Origin of the sequence: Bhargavaea cecembensis DSE10 (assembly GCF_000348905.1) — a bacterium.
GTDB lineage: Bacteria > Bacillota > Bacilli > Bacillales_A > Planococcaceae > Bhargavaea > Bhargavaea cecembensis.
The window spans coordinates 34,700-56,199 of the sequence record NZ_AOFT01000007.1; the positions used below are offsets into that span (position 1 = coordinate 34,700).

Consider the following 21,500-nt stretch of genomic DNA (forward strand, 5'->3'; position numbering starts at 1 on the left):
GCTTTCCGCGGGGAAGGCATCGAGCCCCTTGCAGGGTCTCTCCGCGCTTCCTTTTCCGCAGGAGTCGCCGCCCTTCACTCCAATCAACAGGTGAATATTGATCAGTTATTTATATAGAAGGTAATCGTTTCTGGTGCTTTGAGGTATAGAAAAAAGCCAAAGCTTAGAGGATACGGGACTTTCAATTATCATCTTTGGTTACAACAGACCTATGAACGGATTGTAGCGGAGGGCCCGAGACACCTGCGGGAAAAGCGTTAGCCGAAGAACCCGCAGAGCGAAGCTCGAGGAGGCTAAGGCAACGCCCGCGGTAAGCGAGGGCCTGCAGCTTAAATCCGCAGGATTTTTAGTAAAAGAAAAAACTGCAGAAAAAGGAGCAAGCAGCTCACTTTGTCTACAGTTTACGCCCCGGCAGCCCGGAGCTTTTTTCTGTTCCCTCAGAGAATCATGGCTGCGATCCAGCCGAAGATGATGAGGGGGATGTTGTAGTGGATGAAGGTCGGGACGCAAGTGTCCCAGATGTGGTTGTGCTTGCCGTCGGCGTTGAGTCCGGCGGTCGGTCCGAGTGTGGAGTCGGATGCCGGTGAGCCGGCGTCGCCGAGTGCTCCGGCCGTTCCGATCAGCGAGATGATCGCCAGTGTGCTGAAGCCGAACTCGACGCTGAGCGGAACGAAGATGGCGGCGATGATCGGGATCGTCGCGAACGAGGAGCCGATGCCCATCGTGACCAGCAGGCCGACGAGGAGCATGATCAGTGCCGCCACGCTCTTGTTGTCGCCGAGCATGCCGCTGGCGGATTCGACAAGCGCCTGGACGTGGCCGGTTGCCTGGATGACGGCGGCAAAACCGTTTGCCGTAATCATGACAAAGCCGACGAAGGCCATCATCTTCATTCCGTCGTTCAGGAGCTCGTCCGCTTCTTTCCAGCGGACGGCGCCGGTTGCGTAAAGTACCGCAATACCGGAAATGGCACCGATGATCATCGAATCGGTCGTGATCTGGCCGGCAAGAGCAGCCGCGAGCGCGATGACCGTAAAGACGATATTGCGTGTCCGGACTTCCCGATCCGGCCCGTTCGAGATGGCCTCGCTGTTTCCGTAGTCACGCGGTTTCCGGTAGGAGATGAAAATGGCGATGATCAGCCCGAGGGCCATGCCGGCAACCGGGAGGGCCATGGCCGACGGGATATCCGCCATGTCGATCTCCAGCCCCGCAAGTGCCATCTGATTGGCGATGACCTCATGGAAGAGGAGGCCGAATCCGTAAGGCAGCAGGACATAAGGAGCGATGAGTCCAAATGCAAGCACACAGGCGATGAGCCGCCGGTCGATTTTCAGCATGTCGAGGATGTGGAGAATCGGCGGCACGAGCAGCGGAACAAAAGCGATATGGATCGGAATCAGGTTCTGGGACGAGATAGCGACCAGAAGCAGGATCAGGATGATCAGTGCCTTGGCAAGCCCTTTTCGCTCCCCCTCCCCTTCATTGCCGACAACCTTCAGAATAAGTTTGACGAGCACCTCCGGGATGCCGGTTCGGGAGATCGCGACCGCAAATCCTCCGAGGAGCGCATAACTGAGTGCGATGGTCGCCCCGCCTCCGAGACCGCCGGTGAAGGCCTCGATTGTTTCATTTATGGAAAGGCCGCCTGCCAGACCGCCGGCAAGTGCGCCGACCGCCAGCGCCAGCACCACATTGACCCGGAGAAGACTCAAGATCAGCATGATGGCGACCGCAATGATCACTGCATTCATAACAAGTACCCCTTTTCGCTTCACTACTTTATCATGGTAAAGCGTTAAAATGAATGTTATTAGATTATCATGGCGGCCACAGACTGTCAACCCTCTAAAGTCGACTGACTGGCCGTGACTGGATGGGCTGGCAGAAGCGCTCACTGTCACGTTATGAGGCGCAAAGTGCATCCGGAGTTGCCTCAACCGCTCATAGAACCGGTGCAAGCGCTCATAGAACAGGCATAACCGCTCGTAGAAGCGGCTTAAGCGCTCGTAGAACGGCAACAAGCGCTCATACAAATCCATGAGCGCTCTTCCCTGCCGCAGCACATCTCCACAAACAAAAAAGCCGGCAGGCTCCCAAAAGGGGCCTGCCGGTTTTCCGGTTATGCGCGCTGCATGGTTTTTTCGTATTTCGTGATCTGGTCTTCGTATTTGAAGGTCAGAGCAATTTCGTCCCAGCCGTTCAGGAGCATTTCCTTCCAGTACGGGTCGATGTCGAACCGGTGGACGGTGCCGTCCGGCTGCGTGACGGTCTGTTCTGCGAGGTTGACCTCAAGACGGACCGGTTCTGCCTTGCCCTTGGCGAGGAGTTCTTCCACTTCCTCTTCCTGCAGCCTGATCGGCAGGATGCAGTTTTTCAGGCAGTTATTATAGAAGATATCTGCGTAGCTCGGCGCGATGACGACGCGGAACCCATAGTCCAGGATGGCCCACGGCGCGTGTTCGCGGGACGAGCCGCAGCCGAAGTTTTCGCGTGCGACCAGGATCTCGGACCCATCAAAGCGCGGATCGTTCAGGACGAATCCGTCTTTCTTATTGCCCTCGGCGTCAAAGCGCCAGTGGTAAAACAGGTACTTGCCGAATCCGGTCCGTTCGATGCGCTTCAGGAATTCCTTGGAGATGATCTGGTCGGTGTCGACGTTGCTCCGGTCGAGCGGTGTGAGGATACTGGTGACTTCATTGATCGGTTTCATGGATGCAGCCTCCTTTCATCGTCCCGCTTCAGGCGTGGACGGCAAATTCTTCGCGGACGTCGGTGAATCGGCCATTGATGGCTGCGGCTGCGGCCATCGCCGGACTCATGAGGTGCGTTCGCGCACCCGTCCCCTGCCGTCCTTCGAAGTTCCGGTTGGATGTGGATGCACAGCGTTCGCCTGCCGGTACGACATCGTCGTTCATGGCGAGGCACATGCTGCATCCCGATTCACGCCATTCAAAGCCGGCTTCGGTGAAGACCTTGTCGAGGCCTTCCTCTTCAGCCTGTTTCTTGACTGTCCGGGAGCCCGGCACGACCATGGCTCTGACGCCGTCGCGGACTTTCTTGCCTTCGATCACGCGTGCCGCTTCGCGAAGGTCACTCAGGCGGGCGTTTGTGCAGGATCCGATAAAGACGTGCTGGATCTCGATGTCGGTAAACTTCTGCCCTTCTTCAAGGCCCATATATTCGATGGCCCGGAGGAAGGAATCGCGCTCAAGCTCGTTGGCATAATCCGAAGCGAGCGGGACGCGGCCGGAGATTCCGGCACCCATACCCGGGTTTGTGCCCCAGGTGATGAACGGTTCGATTTCATCCGCATGGATCGAGACAGACCTGTCGTATGTTGCCCCTTCATCGGAAGCGAGGGAAAGCCAGTCCTCGGCAGCCTTGTCGAATGCCTCGCCCTGCGGTGCATATTTGCGCCCGCGGAGATACTCCACAGTCGTCTCGTCCGGGCTGATGAGGCCTGCACGGGCTCCTGCTTCAATGGACATGTTGCAGATGGTCATCCGCTCTTCCATCGTGAGCTTGCGGATGGCTTCACCCGTATACTCCACGATGTGGCCCGTGCCCATGTCGGTACCGAACTTGGAGATGATCGCCAAGATGATGTCCTTGGCGGCAACGCCCGGGGCAATCTCACCATCGATGCGGATCTCCAGTGTCTTCGGGCGGGACTGCCAGAGCGTCTGTGTGGACAGCACGTGCTCGACCTCGCTTGTTCCGATACCGAAAGCGAGTGCGCCGAATGCGCCGTGCGTCGAAGTATGGGAGTCACCGCAGACGATTGTCTTGCCCGGCTGGGTAAGCCCGAGCTCGGGCCCGATGACATGGACGATTCCCTGGTCTGGATGGTCGACGTCCGCGAGCGGTACGCCGAACTCCTCGCAGTTTTCCGCCAGTGTGCGGATCTGCTTGCGCGCGATCGGGTCTTTAATCACCTTGCGGTTGACCGTCGGCACGTTGTGGTCCATCGTCGCGAAGCAGAGGTCGGGGCGGCGGACTTTGCGCCCGTTCAGGCGCAGACCTTCAAACGCCTGAGGAGACGTGACTTCGTGAAGAAGATGGAGGTCGATGTAGAGGAGATCCGGTTTGCCCGGTTCCCCGACGACGATGTGCCGGTCCCAGATTTTATCGATGATTGTCTTTGCCATTGCGTTCCGCCTCCTGTTTTACATGTACGAAAACATAATATCTTCCGACACGGCTTCCGCGTCGAGCTGCTCGATGACTTTGTCGGTCCATTCTTCTGTCGTGAGGGATCGTCCTTCCGCCTCGGCGAGGTCTGCCGTGCGGCAGCCGTCTTCGAGAACGGTCTGGACCGCTTCCTCGATTGCTGCTGCCTCGGTCTCCATGCCGAACGAGTAGCGGAGCATCATCGCGGCCGACAGAATGGCCGCTGCCGGGTTCGCAATTCCCTTGCCGGCGATGTCCGGGCCGGAACCGTGTACCGGCTCGTACAGGCCGAAGCCGTCGGTGCGGATGCTAGCGGACGGCAGCATTCCGAGGGAGCCGGTGATGACCGATGCTTCGTCGCTCAGGATGTCCCCGAACATGTTCTCCGTCACCACGACGTCGAATGCGGACGGATCCGTGATCAGCTTCATCGCACAGGAGTCGACCAGCTGGTGCTCGACCGTGACATCCGGATAAGCTGCCTTCTTCTCCTCGACGACCTCCCGCCAGAGCCGGCTGGACTCCAGGACGTTGGCCTTGTCGACGGAAGTCACTTTGCCCCTTCTCACACGGGCAAGCTCGAATGCCTGCTCGACGATGCGGCTGATTTCTTCTCTGGAGTAGACAAGCGTGTCATATGCATCGTCTGCCGTGCGGGCCTTTTCCCCGAAGTAGAGGCCTCCGGTCAGCTCGCGGACAATCATGAGATCGACGCCTGCCGCCTTTTCCTCTTTTAGCGGAGAAGAGGCCAGAAGAGCAGGGACCGCCTTGACGGGACGGAGGTTTGCGAACAGGCCGAAATGTTTGCGGATGGCAAGCAGCCCCTTCTCCGGGCGGAGTTCGGACGGATTGTTGTCCCATTTCGGTCCCCCGACGGCACCCAGGAGAACGGCATCGGCCGTCTTGCAGGCGTCGGCCGTCTCTTTCGGGAACGGGTTGTCGAGGGCGTCAATTGCCGCTCCGCCGATGAGGCCGTAGGAAAAATTGAATTCGTGCTGATAGCGGCGTGCAATAAGCTTCAGGACCTTGACGGCGGCCCTTGTCACTTCAGGGCCGATTCCGTCTCCGGGCAATACGGCAATTGTCTTTTCCATGTTCGTTTCCTCCTTTTGGTGGTCAGCTCGACGTGCGGGTTACGTTAATGGAACGGTCTCTGTCGGCTGTGCGTTTTTGACAAGTTTCCGGTTGATGGCGTTCAGGTAGGCATTGGCCGTTGCTTCCAGCACATCCTGCGCGGCGTCGCGGCCCGTGATCTCGTCTTCCCCGATCAGGACTTTGACGACCGCCTCACCGAGTGCGTCGCGGCCTTTGCCGACGGAAGACACACGGTAGTCGAGGATGTGGACCTTCTCGCTCACGATGCGCTCGAGCGCGTTGAAGATCGATTCGACGGAACCGGTACCGGTCGCAGCCTCGGTAATGGTCTCACCGTCAGGACGGACGACGGTGATAGTCGCCGTCGGGATGTTCGCCGTGCCGCTGGACAGCTGGACGCCCGACAGTTCGTAGATCCGCGCGTCCGCTTCCTGGATCTGCTGGTCGGTGAGGATGACAAGCAGGTCCGCTTCGGTGATGACCTTTTTGCGGTCCGCCAGCTTCTTGAATTCTGCGAACGCTTCGTTCAGCCGCTCCGGCTCGAGGGTGAAGCCCATCTCTTCGGCACGGGTCTTGAACGCGTGGCGTCCGGAGTGCTTGCCGAGGACCAGTTCGGTATGGGCATCGCCGATCAGTTCCGGCGTGATGATTTCATAAGTGTTCGGGTTTTTCAGCATGCCGTCCTGGTGGATCCCGGACTCATGGGCGAAGGCGTTCTTGCCCGTCACCGCTTTGTTCGGCTGGATGGCAACGCCCGTCAGCTGGCTGACCAGCTGGCTCGTGCGCTTGATCTCCTTCAGGTTGATGCCGGTCTCGACATTGTAGTGATCCTTCCGGATATGGAGAGCAACCGCGACTTCCTCGAGGCCGACGTTGCCGGCACGCTCTCCGATTGCATTGATCGTGCCTTCCACCTGGTCGGCACCGTTTTCGATGGCTGCGAGCGTGTTTGCCGTCGCCATGCCGAGGTCGTCATGGCAGTGTGCGGACAGCTTCACCCGGTCGATGTTCGGAACGGTCTCCTTCAGGAACTTGAAGATGGCGCCGTAGTCCTGCGGTGTCGCATAGCCGACGGTGTCAGGGATGTTGACGGTCGTGGCGCCGGCCTTGACGACTTCGGTCACGATGCGGGCGAGGAAGTCCGGCTCCGTACGTGAACCGTCTTCCGCCGACCACTGGACAAGCGGGAAGAACTTTTTCGCGTACTTGACCGCTTCGACCGATGCCTCGATCACTTCTTCAGGCGTCTTTTTCAGCTTGTAGGCCATGTGGATCGGAGACGTCGCCAGGAAGATATGGATATGGGGCTGCTCCGCGACGCGGAGCGCTTCCCATGCAGCATCGATATCTTTTTGGTTGCAGCGGGCGAGGCCCGTCACGATCGAGTTCTTGACCGTGCCTGCAATTTTCCGGACGGCGTCCTGGTCGCCGGGGGAGGCTGCCGGGAAGCCGGCCTCCATGACCGTCACACCGAGCCGTTCCAGCTGGCGCGCGATCTCGAGCTTCTCGGCGGTGTTCAGGTTAATCCCCGCCGACTGCTCCCCGTCCCTCAGGGTCGTGTCGAAAATATCAATTTTGCGCACTGGCGACCACTTCCTTTTTAATCTTCTTCCCTTCGTTGACAAATGGCATCATCGCACGAAGCTCGCGGCCGACTTTCTCGATCTGGTGCTCGGACTCGCGGCGGTTGATGGCGTTGTACTCAGGACGGCCAAGCTGGTTTTCAAGCAGCCAGCCTTTTGCGAACTTGCCGTTCTGGATATCTTCGAGCACTTCCTTCATGCGGACTTTTGTCTCGTCCGTGATGACGCGCGGCCCGGAGACGAAGTCGCCCCACTGTGCAGTGTCGGAGATGGAGTAGCGCATGTTTTCGATGCCGCCTTCGTACATGAGGTCGACGATCAGCTTCAGTTCGTGCAGAACCTCGAAGTAGGCGACTTCCGGCTGGTAGCCCGCTTCGACCAGTGTTTCGAATCCGGCCTTCACGAGTGCGGTTGTACCGCCGCAGAGAACAGCCTGTTCGCCGAAGAGGTCCGTCTCGGTCTCTTCCTGGAAGGTTGTCTCAAGGACGCCTGCACGCGCAGCGCCGATTCCTTTGGCATAAGCGAGTGCGAGATCCTTTGCCTGGCCGGTTGCGTCCTGTTGGATCGCAATCAGTGCAGGGACGCCTGCGCCGCTTTCATACGTACGGCGGACAAGGTGGCCAGGGCCCTTAGGCGCAACCATGAACACATCAACATCAGCCGGAGGGACGATCTGTCCGAAGTGGATGTTGAACCCGTGTGCGAAGACGAGCGCCTTGCCTGCAGTGAGGGACGGCTTGATCTCTTCGTTGTAGACCTGGGTCTGGCGCTCATCCGGGAGGAGAACCATGATGACATCCGCAGCTGCGGAAGCTTCGGCAACGGTTGCGACCTGGAGGCCGTCTTCCTTCGCCATTTCGAACGATTTGCCCGGGCGTACCCCGACGATGACATCGAAGCCGGATTCTTTCAGGTTCTGCGCATGTGCATGGCCCTGGGAACCGTAGCCGATGACCGCGATTTTACGTCCTTCGAGAACTGCCTCGTTAACATCCTGGTTATAGTACATTTTTGCCATTTTCAATTTCCTCCCTGTGGGTTCTGTTTTTTTGGTTGGGCCGGGCTTGAAAGCGGGCCGGCCGGCCGCGGGAATCTCTCTGTTTTTGCTTGAAGCCTTACTGCAGGATCAGGTCGGGCACAGTATCCGCGCGCTGTGTCTCGCGGGTAAAGGCGGTGACACCGGTACGCGAGATTTCCTTGATGCCATATGGGCGGACAAGGTCGATGAAGGCCTCGATCTTCTCGGGGTCCCCTGTCACCTGGTAGGTCGTGACGTTCTTGCTCATGTCGATGACCTGTGCGCGGAACGGTTCGACGATGCTCCGGACTTCCTGGCGCATCTGCGGCGGGGTCACGACCTTGACGAGCGCCAGCTCCCGCATGACCATCGCCTTGTCGGTGATGTCATTCACCTTGATGACGTCGATCTGCTTGGACAGCTGTTTGACCAGCTGCTCGACCTTTGAGGAATCCTCGACGTGGACGACGAAGGTGATCTTCGACATGCCCGGCGTCTCGGTATGCCCGACGGTGATGCTCTCGATGTTGAACTGCCGCTTCATGAGGAGCCCCGTCACCCGGTTCAGGACACCGCTTTGATTGAGGACTGTTGTCGTTATGATCCGTTTCACCGTTCCATCACTCCGATCATTTCACTGAGGCTCTTGCCCGGCGCGACCATCGGGTAGACGTTTTCCGTCGCGAGTACCCGGCAGTCGACGAGTGCCGGACCGTCCGACTCGATGGCTTCGCGGATCACCCGGTCCGCCTCGGCAAGCGTCTCGACTTTGTACCCCTTGACCTCATACGCTTCCGCCAGCTTCACGAAGTCCGGCTGCACCGGAACGAGCGAAGAGGAGTAGCGCTCCCCGTGGAAGGTCTCCTGCCACTGGCGCACCATGCCGAGCGACGCATTGTTCAGGATGATGACCTTCACCGGAAGTTTGAACTCCTGGAGAATGGACAGCTCCTGCAATGTCATCTGGAATCCGGCGTCACCGACAATCGCGACGACTTTCTCACCCGGGAAGGCGAGCTGGGCGCCGATGGCTGCAGGGAATCCGAAGCCCATCGTCCCGAGGCCTCCCGATGTCACCCAATGGTGCGGGTGGTTCGGCTCATAATACTGGGCTGCGAACATCTGGTGCTGGCCGACATCGGTCGTGACGATTGCATCGCCTCCCGTGTACTTGTGGATGAGCCGTACCGCGTCCTGCGGCATGATCTGCCCTTCCGGCGCCTCCGCGTAGCCGAACGGACGGGTTTCCCGGTATTCGCCGAGGCGGGCGAGCCACGCTTCCGTATCCGGAGCGCCGAAGCCCTTTTTGTTCAGCTCGGCGAGGGCTGCCTTGGCGTCGGCCACAATCGGGATGTCGGTCGGGACGTTCTTGCCGATCTCGGCCGGGTCGATATCGATATGGATCACCTTTGCATTCGGCGCGAATCCTTCGAGGTTGCCGGTGAGCCGGTCGTCGAAGCGGGCGCCGATGTTCAGGAGCACATCACATTCCTGGATGGCCATGTTCGCCGCGTAGGACCCGTGCATGCCCGCCATTCCGAGGCCGAGCTCATGGCCGCCCGGGACGGTGCCGATGCCGAGCAGCGTTGTCGTCACCGGGATGCGGTACTGGTCGATAAAGCTTCTGAGCTCCGCTGTGGCTTCTGCGGCAAGGATGCCGGCCCCGGCCAGGATCAGCGGCCGCTTCGCCTCTGAAAGGGCCTGTGCGGCTTTCTGGATCTGGAGGAAGTTCGGTTTGAACGTCGGCTGGTAGCCCGGCAGATGGATGCCTTCCGGATGAGGGATATCCGCGGCTAGTTCAGCGACCGACACGTCCTTCGGAATGTCGACGACGACCGGGCCCTTCCGTCCGGTGGAAGCGATGTGGAAGGCTTCCTTGATGATCCTCGGGATGTCTTTTGCATCCTTCACCTGGTAGTTGTGCTTCGTGATGGGCTGTGTGATGCCGATGACATCCGCCTCTTGGAAAGCATCCGTTCCGATTACCTGCTGGGCGACCTGCCCGGTGAGGACGACGAGCGGGAGCGAGTCCAGCATGGCATCCGCGATGCCGGTCACAAGGTTCGTCGCTCCCGGTCCGGAAGTGGCAATCACCACGCCGGTCCTTCCTGTCGTGCGCGCATACCCTTCGGCTGCGTGGATGGCACCCTGCTCGTGGCGGGCCAGGATGTGCCGGATCGGATTCTTGTACAGTGCATCGTAGATCGGGAGCACCGCCCCGCCCGGGTAGCCGAAAATAATGTCCACGCCCTCGTTTTTCAAAGACCGGACCAGCAGGTCGGCTCCGTTGCCGGCTGCTGCCGGCGTGACGGCTTGTTTTGTTTCCCTTACCTTGACGCTCGCTTCCATCTGCGCCTTCCTCCTTCACTCGTGAGTTTTGTATATAAAAAAACAAAAGACCCCTCCACTCCCTGCACGGAACACAGTCGTCTTCCGTTGCAAGGGATGAAAGAGCCTTTCATGGTACCACCCTTGTTCGCGGCATTGCCGCCTCGGCAGCCGGGCGTAATGCCCGGCCGGTTGGTAACGGGGCGGCGCGATGCCTGCCCCGGGAACACCTTGGGAATGATCCGTTCAGTGTTCCGCTCGGAGGTGATGTCGGTCAGGGCTGCAATGCCGGGTTCCAGCGGTTCCGGCTCTCTGGTAAATGCAGGGGTCCTTCCCTTTTGCCTCTTCTGCGCTTTGGTTCGATTTAGCTCTGTCGGCCGCCGTCAGATTTTCATGACGCCGCCTGTGTTGGCGGATGTGACCAGTTTCGAGTATCGGGCGAGATAGCCCGTCTTGATTTTCGGTTCAAACGGCTTCACTTTCTTGCGCCGCTCTTCCAGTACGTCTTCCGGGACCTTGAGTTCGATCCTGCGGTTGACGAGGTCGATTTCTATGATGTCGCCGTTCTCCACCAGGCCGATCGGTCCGCCTTCCGCCGCTTCCGGCGAAATGTGGCCGACAGCGATGCCGCGGGATGCACCCGAGAATCGTCCGTCCGTGATGAGAGCGACTTTCGTGCCGAGCCCCCGTCCGACAATTGCCGATGTCGGTGCGAGCATCTCCGGCATGCCCGGTCCGCCTTTCGGACCCTCGTACCGGATGACGACCACGTGCCCTTCCTGGACCGTGCCGTCATCGATACCCTGGAGGGCGTCTTCCTGAGAATCAAAGACGATTGCGTCGCCTTCGAACACCTTGATCGAAGGATCGACTGCACCGACCTTGATGACGCCGCCATCCGGTGCCACATTCCCGTATAAGACGGATAGGCCGCCCACCGGACTATACGGGTTTTCTTTTGGCCGGATGACCTGCTCGTTCAGGATCTTGCTGTCTTTCACGTTTTCAAAGAGTGTCTTGCCGGTGACCGTCATCCGGTCCGGGTGAATGGCACCCGGGATATCGCACAGTTCACGGATGATCGCACTGACGCCGCCGGCAAGGTGCACGTCATGCATCGAGTAGTCCGATGCGGGCATGAGCTTGGACAGATACGGAACGCGCTCTGCAATCTCATTAACCTTTTTCAGGTCATAGTCGATGCCTGCCTCATGTGCGATGGCAAGGGTATGGAGGACCGTGTTAGTCGATCCGCCCATCGCCATGTCAAGGGCGAATGCGTCGTCGATGGTTTCTTCAGTGACGAGGTCGCGTGGCTTCACGTCTTCCTCGACCATGCGGATCAGCTGCTTGGCCGCTTCATAGATCAGATCTTTACGATGATCGGATGTCGCGACGATCGTGCCGTTCTGAGGTAGCGCGACGCCCATCATTTCCATCAGGGTGTTCATCGAGTTGGCGGTGAACATCCCCGAACAGGAGCCGCATGTCGGGCAGGCACTCTGCTCGATCTCGAGAAGCTGTGTCTCCGACATCGTGCCCTGCTTATAGGCGCCCACACCTTCAAACACGGAAGTGAGGGAAAGCTGATTGCCGTTTGAATCGACTCCGGCTTCCATCGGCCCGCCCGATACGAAGATCGACGGGACGTTGGTCCGTACAGCCGCCATGAGCATCCCCGGCGTGATCTTGTCACAGTTTGGAATGTAGAACACACCGTCGAACCAGTGAGCATTGATGACTGTTTCCGCGGAGTCGGCGATGATCTCCCGGCTCGGGAGCGAATAGCGCATCCCGATGTGCCCCATCGCAATTCCGTCATCGACGCCGATCGTATTGAACTCGAACGGAACGCCGCCTGCTTCACGGATTGCGTCTTTGACGACCTCCGCAAATTTGTTCAGGTGCATATGCCCCGGGATGATGTCGACGTAGGAGTTGCACACGCCGATAAACGGCTTGCCCATATCCTTCGCTTTGACGCCTGCTGCATATAACAGGCTCCGGTGCGGTGCCCGGTCGATTCCTACTTTTATCATGTCGCTTCGCATAAGATGATCTCTCCTCTGAATGGAGGCGGAGCGGCTGCTGGCCGTGCTCTTTTGCCGTCTCTCAAAATGAATTGAACACATCATAACGCGGTTAAAATATTGCGTCAAGTCGCTTTTTCCAAGTTTTTGTGCAATTTAGATATACAGTCGGGCTGTAAACGTTTGCAAATGTTGATATATCGCATTCTGCAATTCAGAAAAATTTATTTAAATTTTTTTGAGCGGGACGAGTGTTTCAAGGTTCCTCCCCTGTCCCAGGAGTGATGACCAATCCTGGTATCCTCCGGAAGCGATACACAAGTAGGGGACATGAACCGGAAAGATGGGGATTCCCAGACAACAAAAAAAGACCCCCGCCCACGTCTGGGCGGAGGTCTATGTCCACGTCTGGACATAGGAAGCGGAGCGGCTGATCAGGCCGGTCCGTTTCCGGTATTCAGGTTACATCATCTCAAATTACTTCTGGATAGAAGCTACGACGCCTGCACCAACTGTGCGGCCGCCTTCACGGATCGAGAACTTTGTACCTTCTTCGATCGCGATTGGCGAGATGAGTTCTACTGTCATTTCAACGTTGTCGCCAGGCATAACCATTTCAACGCCTTCTGGAAGCGTGATGATGCCGGTTACGTCAGTTGTACGGAAGTAGAACTGCGGACGGTAGTTGGAGAAGAATGGCGTGTGACGGCCACCTTCTTCTTTGGACAGAACGTAAACTTCAGATTTGAAGTTAGTGTGTGGAGTGATCGAGCCTGGCTTTGCAAGAACTTGGCCACGCTGGATGTCTTCACGTGCAACACCACGGAGAAGCGCACCGATGTTGTCGCCAGCTTCTGCATAGTCGAGAAGCTTACGGAACATTTCAACGCCTGTTACTGTAGTCGATTTTGCTTCTTCAGCAAGACCGATGATTTCAACAGTGTCGCCGACTTTAACTTGGCCACGTTCTACACGGCCAGTTGCAACTGTACCACGGCCTGTGATCGAGAAGACGTCCTCGACAGGCATCATGAATGGCTTTTCAGTGTCGCGCTCAGGAGTTGGGATGTAGCTGTCAACTGCGTCCATGAGCTCAACGATTTTCTCTTCCCACTCAGCTTCGCCTTCGAGGGCTTTTAGAGCGGAACCTTTGATGACAGGAACGTCATCGCCAGGGAAGTCGTACTCGGAAAGGAGGTCGCGGACTTCCATTTCAACGAGTTCAAGGAGTTCTTCGTCGTCAACCATGTCGCACTTGTTAAGGAATACGACGAGGTAAGGAACACCAACCTGACGGGACAGGAGGATGTGCTCACGAGTTTGTGGCATTGGGCCGTCAGCTGCGGATACAACGAGGATTCCGCCGTCCATTTGAGCTGCACCAGTGATCATGTTCTTGACATAGTCAGCGTGACCTGGGCAGTCAACGTGAGCGTAGTGGCGCTTTTCTGTTTCATATTCGATGTGGGATGTGTTGATTGTGATCCCGCGCTCTTTTTCTTCCGGAGCGTTGTCAACATCAGCGTACGAACGTGCTTCACCGCCGCCTTTTTTCGCGAGAACTGTCGCGATTGCAGCAGTCAGAGTTGTTTTACCATGGTCAACGTGACCGATTGTACCGATGTTCGCATGCGTTTTGGAGCGATCGAATTTTTCTTTAGCCATTAGGAATATCCTCCTTAAATGTAAGAGATGATTTGGTATGGTCCGCGGGGAAGCCATACTTCCCCACCTTCCATAACTTATACGTTAGTTATACTTGAAACAAAGGGGAATTTCAATTATTCGCCTTTATTTTTTTTGACGATTTCTTCCCGGATGGACTTAGGAACTTCCTCGTAGTGATCGAACACCATCGAGAATGTACCGCGGCCCTGTGTGTTCGAGCGAAGCGATGTCGCGTAGCCGAACATTTCGGAAAGTGGAACCATCGCACGTACAACCTGTGCATTACCGCGCGCTTCCATACCTTCGACACGTCCGCGGCGGGAAGTGACGTCGCCCATGATGTCGCCCATGTACTCTTCAGGGATGACGACTTCTACTTTCATCATCGGCTCAAGAAGAACAGGGTTGACTTTCGCTGCAGCGTTCTTGACTGCCATGGAAGCGGCAATCTTGAACGCCATTTCGCTGGAGTCGACATCGTGGTAGGAACCGTCGAAGAGCTTGGCTTTGACGTCGATGACAGGGAATCCTGCAACGACACCGTTTTCGAGTGCGTCTTTAACGCCCGCTTCAACAGCAGGGACGTATTCACGCGGTACGACACCACCGACGATGCCGTTCTCGAATTCGAAGCCTGCACCTTCTTCGTTTGGTGCGAACTCGATCCAGACGTGACCGAACTGACCGCGGCCACCGGACTGGCGTACGAACTTACCTTCGACCTGTGCAGTCTGGCGGAACGTCTCACGGTAGGATACCTGAGGCGCACCGACATTCGCTTCAACCTTGAACTCGCGCTTGAGGCGGTCAACGATGATGTCGAGGTGGAGCTCACCCATGCCCGCGATGATGACTTCACCAGTTTCCTGGTCAGTGTGCGCGCGGAACGTAGGGTCTTCTTCCTGGAGCTTGCCGAGGGCAATGCCCATCTTGTCCTGGTCGCCTTTGGTCTTCGGCTCGATTGCAACCGAGATAACCGGCTCAGGGAACTCCATGGACTCAAGGATGACAAGAGATTTCTCGTCGCAGAGCGTGTCGCCTGTGCCTGTGTCTTTCAGGCCGACGGCAGCGGCGATTTCACCTGCGTGCACTTCGGAGATCTCCTCACGGGAGTTCGCGTGCATCTGCAGGATCCGGCCGACGCGCTCACGCTTGCCTTTTGTCGAGTTCTGAACGTAAGAACCGGACTGAAGGATACCGGAGTAGACACGGAAGAATGTCAGCTTACCGACAAACGGGTCAGTCATGACCTTGAACGCGAGTGCCGAGAACGGCTCGCTGTCATCAGCGTGGCGCTCGAGCGCTTCGCCGGTTTCAGGGTCGATTCCGTCGATTGCCGGGATGTCGATCGGGGACGGCAGGTAGTCGACAACCGCGTCAAGGACGAGCTGGACACCTTTGTTCTTGAATGCCGTACCGAGGACAACCGGATAGAATTCTACCGCAAGCGTTGCTTTACGGATGGCTGCTTTGATCTCTTCAACAGAGAGTTCTTCGCCGCCGAGGTATTTCTCCATGAGCTCTTCGTCGAACTCTGCGAGTGCTTCGATGAGCTTCTCGCGGTATTCGTCGGCCTGGGCCTTGAACTCTTCAGGGATCTCGGTGATTTCGACATCCGTTCCGAGGTCATTGCCGTACATGATGGCACGCTGCTCGACAAGGTCGATGATGCCGCGGAATTCATCTTCCGCACCGATCGGAAGCTGGATCGGGTGGGCATTTGCATCGAGGCGGTCGTGCAGTGTCTTGACGGCGTAGAGGAAGTCTGCGCCAGTCTTGTCCATCTTGTTGACGAATACGAGACGAGGAACGCCGTAAGTGGTTGCCTGGCGCCATACCGTTTCCGTCTGAGGCTCAACGCCAGACTGGGCGTCAAGGACCGTTACCGCACCGTCGAGTACGCGGAGGGAACGCTCAACTTCAACTGTGAAGTCGACGTGTCCCGGAGTGTCGATGATGTTGACGCGGTGGCCTTTCCATGCAGCAGTCGTCGCAGCGGATGTGATTGTGATTCCGCGCTCCTGTTCCTGCTCCATCCAGTCCATCTGGGAAGCCCCTTCGTGTGTTTCGCCGAGCTTGTGGATCTTACCTGTGTAGTAGAGGATACGCTCTGTCGTTGTCGTCTTACCGGCATCAATGTGGGCCATGATCCCGATGTTACGAGTGTTCTCCAAGGAGAATTCTCTAGCCATAATGTGTTTCTCCTCCTGTTATGTCGGAATAGAGTGGACTTCGGCTTGAACTTACCAGCGGTAGTGAGCGAATGCTTTGTTCGCTTCCGCCATTTTGTGAAGATCTTCACGACGCTTCACGGATGCACCAGTGTTGTTGGATGCATCGAGGATCTCGTTTGCCAGGCGCTCTTCCATCGTCTTCTCACCGCGCAGGCGGGAGTAGTTGACGAGGTAGCGGAGGCCGAGTGTGACACGGCGGTCCGGGCGAACTTCAACCGGTACCTGGTAGTTCGCGCCACCGACACGGCGGGCACGTACTTCGAGGACTGGCATGATGTTTTCAAGTGCTGCTTCGAATACTTCCAGAGGATCCTTACCGGAACGCTCACGGACGATTTCGAATGCGCCGTAGAGGGCTTTCTGGGCAGTACCCTTCTTGCCGTCTACCATGATTTTGTTTACAAGACGTGTCACGAGCTTCGAGTTATACAGCGGATCAGGCAACACGTCACGTTTTGCTACTGGACCTTTACGAGGCATGTGTGTTCCTCCTTTCAAACTTTACGGCACCTTTGGCAGGTGTATTATTTTTTCTCTTTTGGCTTCTTCGCGCCGTATTGGGAACGGCTCTGCATACGGCCTTGAACGCCGGCTGTATCGAGGGCGCCGCGCACGATGTGGTAGCGGACACCCGGAAGGTCTTTAACACGGCCGCCGCGGATCAGGACAACGCTGTGCTCTTGCAGGTTGTGGCCTTCACCCGGGATATACGCGTTGACTTCGATCGTGTTCGTCAGGCGGACACGAGCGTATTTACGAAGCGCGGAGTTCGGCTTCTTAGGCGTCATTGTGCCGACACGTGTGCAGACACCGCGCTTTTGAGGCGAGTTCACATCTGTAAGAGATTTCTTGAAGCTGTTGTAACCTTTCCCGAGTGCCGGAGACTTCGACTTGGTCGCTTTCGACTTACGCGGGTTGCGGACCAGTTGGTTAATTGTAGGCATCGATAGGGTCCTCCCTTCAGTTCTTTTTAATACCACACATCCAGGTGGTTCATTTTAGGGGTAAAAACAAAGTCTTTGCGCAGCATGACGCAAAAACCTACTCAGTAATGGCGATGACCGATGCGCCGACATCGATTCCGTATGCCCGGCCGAGGTCTTTCCTCGTGCCTTCATAGCGTACAGGAATCCCGTTCTGTTCCGCAAGGGAAAGAACGTCGCCGATCAGCCGCCCGTCTGCATCCGCTGCGAGAATCACTTCCCGCACACGGCCCTTCCGGAGCGCCTTTACTGCCTGCTTTATACCGATGATCGTCTGTTTCTGATTCGCTTGTCCATGAGACATGCCATTTCCTCCAAGGAACCAAAAGTCAACTCTCAACCTTGAACATATTATCATCCCTGTTCCGGTATGTCAATAAAAAACATATCAATTTTTCCGGGCGTCCGGAAGTGCGGTTCCATGCGGTGAAAACGGCGGTTCCGATCCTGGCGGGACTTGGGGTCCGTCATCCTGATCAGTGCGATTCCAGACTGCTTGCTTACTGCGATCCAGCCTGTCCATAGTACGACTCTCAGAGGGATCGAACGGAATCTCTCTCCGTAATACGATATCTCCATTTTAAGTACGGATCGGGGAGCCCATACTGCGAATTTGCAATCCATCATACGAAACTGCCGGATGAAGTACGAGTCCGCGGTCCATACTGCGATTTTCTATTCCCCTGACCCTATTCCCCGGCCGTCCCGCAGAAAAACCCCGGGAAGCGCTGGGCTTCCCGGGGTTCCTGTGAGGATTATTCCGCTGCTGCGGTTTCTTCCTGTTCTTCTTCCATGCCTTCGTAGGCCATTTCGATCTGGCGGTAGCGCTGCATGCCGGTACCGGCAGGAACCAGTTTCCCGATGATGACGTTCTCCTTGAGTCCGAGGAGTTCGTCCATCTTGCCTTTGATGGCAGCGTCGGTGAGGACGCGGGTTGTCTCCTGGAACGAGGCGGCCGAGAGGAAGGATTCCGTCTCGAGGGACGCCTTCGTGATCCCGAGGATAACCGGGCGGCTTGTCGCAGGCAGCCGGCCATCGCGGATGGCATCGGAGTTTGCTTCCGTGAACTGATGGATGTCGAGCAGCGTGCCCGGCAGGAGGTCGGTTTCGCCGGCTTCGATGACGCGGACTTTGCGCATCATCTGGCGGACCATGACCTCGACGTGCTTATCGCTGATCTCAACGCCCTGCATCCGGTAGACCTTCTGGACTTCCTTCAGCAGGTATTCCTGGACGGTCTTGACGTCCTTGACGACGATGAGTTGCTTCGGATCGATGGACCCTTCGGTCAGCGCCTCGCCGCGCTTGACGGTATCGTTCAGGCCGAAGCGGAGGCGCGCATTATACGGTGGTGTATATTTGCGTGTCTCGACTTCGCCGGTGACGGTGATTTCCTTCTGGCCTTCGCGGATCTCGTCGATCTCGGTGATGACACCGTCGATCTCGGAAATGACCGCCTGGCCTTTCGGGTTCCGTGATTCGAAGATTTCCTGGATACGCGGAAGACCCTGAGTGATGTCGTCCCCGGCAACACCGCCTGTGTGGAACGTACGCATCGTCAGCTGCGTGCCCGGCTCCCCGATCGACTGGGCCGCGATGATGCCGACCGCTTCGCCGACTTCGACCGCTTCGCCTGTCGCCAGGTTCATGCCGTAGCACTTCTTGCAGATGCCGTGCTTCGTGTTGCATGTGAAAGCGGAACGGATCGTGACGGTTTCGATGCCCGCATCCAGGATCGCACGCGCAATGTCCTCGGTGATGAGCCCGTCGCGCTCGACGAACACTTCACCCGTTTCCGGATGGCGCACCGATTTCTTCGCATGGCGTCCGATAATACGCTCATCAAGTGTCTCGATGATTTCCGTGCCTTCGGTGAGCGCGCTCACTTCAAGGCCGCGGTCCGTGCCGCAGTCGTCTTCGCGGACGATGACGTCCTGCGCGACATCGACGAGACGGCGTGTCAGGTAACCCGAGTCGGCCGTCTTCAGTGCCGTATCGGCAAGACCTTTACGTGCACCGTGCGTCGAGATGAAGTACTCGAGGACGGTGAGGCCTTCACGGAACGATGACTTGATCGGGAGCTCGATGATCCGGCCGGCCGGGTTGGCCATGAGGCCACGCATCCCCGCAAGCTGCGTGAAGTTCGATGCGTTACCACGGGCTCCGGAATCGGACATCATGAAGATCGGGTTCGTGTTCTCGAGGGACTCCATCAGCAGGGACTGGATGGTGTCCTTGGCCTGGGACCAATACGAGATGACACGGTCGTAGCGTTCCTCTTCGGTGATGAGACCGCGGCGGAACTGCTTCGTGACCTTGTCGACCTTGCCTTGCGCTTCCTGGAGGATTTCTCCCTTGTTCGGCAGGACGACGATGTCCGAGATGCCGATCGTGATGCCGGCACGGGTCGAGTATTTGAATCCGAGGTCCTTCATGCGGTCGAGCATCTTCGACGTTTCCGTGATGTGGAACCGTTTGAAGATCTCCGCGATGATATTCCCGAGGATTTTCTTCTTGAACGGCTGGACAAGCTCCGCTTCCTGGATCTTCGCCTTGACGTCTTCGGTCGGATCGATAAAGTACTTCTCAGGCGTCTCGACCTGCAGGTTGTGGTTTGTCGGCTCGTTGATGTACGGGAACGACTCCGGAAGGATCTCGTTGAAGATGACCTTGCCGACCGTCGTCATGAGCAGCTGGCGGTTCTGCTCTTCCGTGAATGTCGGGTTGTTCAGCGATGACGCATGGATGGCGATCCGGCTGTGCAGATGCACGTAGCCGTTCTGGTAGGCGACCATCACTTCGTCCGAATTGCTGAAGACCATTCCTTCGCCTGCTGCGCCTTTGCGCTCGAGCGTCAGGTAGTAGTTCCCGAGGACCATGTCCTGGGAAGGCGTAACGACCGGCTTCCCGTCTTTCGGGTTCAGGATGTTCTGTGCCGCGAGCATGAGAAGGCGGGCTTCCGCCTGTGCTTCTGCGGAAAGCGGCACGTGGACTGCCATCTGGTCACCGTCGAAGTCGGCGTTGTATGCCGTACATACGAGCGGGTGGAGACGGATGGCGCGGCCTTCGACAAGTGTCGGCTCGAATGCCTGGATCCCGAGACGGTGAAGCGTCGGTGCGCGGTTCAGGAGGACCGGGTGTTCCTTGATGACTTCCTCAAGGACATCCCAGACGTCCGAGTGAAGGCGTTCGATCTTGCGCTTCGCGCTCTTGATGTTGTGCGCGAGCCCGCGCTCGACGAGTTCTTTCATGACGAACGGCTTGAACAGCTCAATCGCCATTTCACGCGGCAGGCCGCACTGGTACATTTTCAGGTTCGGCCCGACGACGATTACGGAACGGCCGGAGTAGTCGACACGCTTCCCGAGAAGGTTCTGGCGGAAACGGCCCTGCTTACCCTTCAGCATATGCGAGAGGGACTTGAGCGGGCGGTTGCCCGGACCGGTGACCGGACGGCCGCGGCGGCCGTTGTCGATGAGGGCATCGACGGCTTCCTGCAGCATCCGCTTCTCGTTCTGGACGATGATCCCCGGCGCGCCGAGGTCAAGCAGGCGCTTGAGGCGGTTGTTCCGGTTAATCACCCGGCGGTACAGGTCGTTCAGGTCGGATGTCGCGAAGCGTCCGCCGTCCAGCTGGACCATCGGGCGGAGTTCCGGCGGGATGACCGGAAGCACTTCGAGGATCATCCATTCCGGGCGGTTGCCCGAATGGCGGAACGATTCAACGACTTCCAGGCGCTTGATGGCGCGTGTGCGGCGCTGTCCCTGAGCCGTCTTGAGCTCTTCCTTCAGCGCGTCGGCCTCTTTGTCGAGGTCGATCTGCTTAAGAAGCCTTTCGATCGCCTCCGCACCCATGAGCGCGGAGAACTTGCTGCCGTACTTTTCGCGGTACGCGCGGTATTCACGCTCGGACAGGAGCTGCTTGCGCTCAAGGCCGGTGTCCGCCGGGTCGGTCACGACATAGGAAGCGAAGTAGATGACTTCCTCGAGCGAACGCGGGGACATGTCAAGAAGAAGCCCCATGCGGCTCGGGATGCCTTTGAAGTACCAGATGTGGGAAACCGGAGCCGCAAGCTCGATATGGCCCATCCGTTCACGGCGCACTTTGGCGCGGGTGACTTCGACGCCGCAGCGGTCGCAGACAACGCCCTTGTAGCGGACGCGTTTGTATTTCCCGCAGTGGCACTCCCAGTCTTTCGTCGGCCCGAAGATCCGTTCGCAGAACAGGCCGTCTTTCTCCGGCTTCAGAGTCCGGTAGTTGATCGTTTCCGGTTTTTTGACTTCACCGTAGGACCACGACCGGATTTTGTCCGGGGATGCAAGGCCGATTTTCATATACTCGAAATTATTTACATCTATCAAGGAGCCTACCTCCCTTTAGTCTCAATC

Annotated in this window: 15 protein-coding genes; all 15 read right to left on the reverse strand. The window is 57.6% G+C overall.

The features are described 5' to 3' along the window. Positions 1-437 precede the first annotated feature (437 nt). Positions 438-1,754 (reverse strand): Na+/H+ antiporter family protein, encoded by a 1,317-nt coding sequence (locus tag C772_RS07870; RefSeq protein ID WP_035001821.1) that lies wholly within the window; start codon positions 1,752-1,754, stop codon positions 438-440. Positions 1,755-2,122: 368 nt separating this feature from the next. Next, positions 2,123-2,713 carry a 3-isopropylmalate dehydratase small subunit gene (gene leuD, locus C772_RS07875; protein ID WP_008298890.1) on the reverse strand — a complete coding sequence of 197 codons (591 nt, stop codon included), beginning with the start codon at positions 2,711-2,713 and terminating at the stop codon, positions 2,123-2,125. Between the two features lie 28 nt (positions 2,714-2,741). Further along, entirely contained in the window at positions 2,742-4,151 is a 1,410-nt protein-coding gene (gene leuC, locus C772_RS07880) for a 3-isopropylmalate dehydratase large subunit (RefSeq protein WP_008298891.1), read from the reverse strand. Between the two features lie 18 nt (positions 4,152-4,169). Next, entirely contained in the window at positions 4,170-5,267 is a 1,098-nt protein-coding gene (gene leuB / locus C772_RS07885; RefSeq protein WP_008298892.1) for a 3-isopropylmalate dehydrogenase, read from the reverse strand. 39 nt (positions 5,268-5,306) lie between these two features. Then, complete coding sequence (locus tag C772_RS07890) at positions 5,307-6,851, reverse strand: 2-isopropylmalate synthase (protein WP_008298893.1); 1,545 nt, start codon at positions 6,849-6,851, stop codon at positions 5,307-5,309. After that, entirely contained in the window at positions 6,838-7,869 is a 1,032-nt protein-coding gene (gene ilvC, locus C772_RS07895) for a ketol-acid reductoisomerase (RefSeq protein WP_008298895.1), read from the reverse strand. The genes C772_RS07890 and ilvC overlap by 14 nt, the downstream gene beginning before the upstream one ends. A 97-nt stretch (positions 7,870-7,966) precedes the next feature. After that, the gene (gene ilvN, locus C772_RS07900; RefSeq protein WP_008298896.1) at positions 7,967-8,482 is read right to left on the reverse strand and encodes an acetolactate synthase small subunit; all 516 of its coding nucleotides are present in this window, start codon (positions 8,480-8,482) and stop codon (positions 7,967-7,969) included. Further along, positions 8,479-10,218 carry a biosynthetic-type acetolactate synthase large subunit gene (gene ilvB / locus C772_RS07905; RefSeq protein ID WP_008298897.1) on the reverse strand — a complete coding sequence of 580 codons (1,740 nt, stop codon included), beginning with the start codon at positions 10,216-10,218 and terminating at the stop codon, positions 8,479-8,481. The genes ilvN and ilvB overlap by 4 nt, the downstream gene beginning before the upstream one ends. A 362-nt stretch (positions 10,219-10,580) precedes the next feature. Continuing rightward, positions 10,581-12,248, reverse strand: coding sequence for a dihydroxy-acid dehydratase (gene ilvD, locus C772_RS07910; protein WP_008298898.1), 1,668 nt, complete (start codon positions 12,246-12,248; stop codon positions 10,581-10,583). Positions 12,249-12,704: 456 nt separating this feature from the next. Beyond that, a complete protein-coding gene (tuf, locus tag C772_RS07915) occupies positions 12,705-13,892 on the reverse strand; it encodes an elongation factor Tu (protein ID WP_008298899.1) in 1,188 nt (395 codons plus the stop codon). A gap of 116 nt (positions 13,893-14,008) precedes the next feature. Beyond that, the gene (gene fusA / locus C772_RS07920; RefSeq protein ID WP_008298900.1) at positions 14,009-16,087 is read right to left on the reverse strand and encodes an elongation factor G; all 2,079 of its coding nucleotides are present in this window, start codon (positions 16,085-16,087) and stop codon (positions 14,009-14,011) included. Positions 16,088-16,138: 51 nt separating this feature from the next. Continuing rightward, positions 16,139-16,609, reverse strand: a complete 471-nt coding sequence (rpsG, locus tag C772_RS07925) for a 30S ribosomal protein S7 (RefSeq protein WP_008298901.1) — start codon at positions 16,607-16,609, stop codon at positions 16,139-16,141. 44 nt (positions 16,610-16,653) lie between these two features. Further along, on the reverse strand, positions 16,654-17,073 hold the full coding sequence (gene rpsL / locus C772_RS07930) for a 30S ribosomal protein S12 (RefSeq protein WP_008298903.1): 420 nt from the start codon (positions 17,071-17,073) through the stop codon (positions 16,654-16,656). Positions 17,074-17,170: 97 nt separating this feature from the next. Then, complete coding sequence (locus C772_RS07935) at positions 17,171-17,416, reverse strand: ribosomal L7Ae/L30e/S12e/Gadd45 family protein (RefSeq protein ID WP_008298904.1); 246 nt, start codon at positions 17,414-17,416, stop codon at positions 17,171-17,173. 451 nt (positions 17,417-17,867) lie between these two features. Next, complete coding sequence (rpoC, locus tag C772_RS07945; protein WP_008298905.1) at positions 17,868-21,473, reverse strand: DNA-directed RNA polymerase subunit beta'; 3,606 nt, start codon at positions 21,471-21,473, stop codon at positions 17,868-17,870. Positions 21,474-21,500 lie beyond the last annotated feature (27 nt).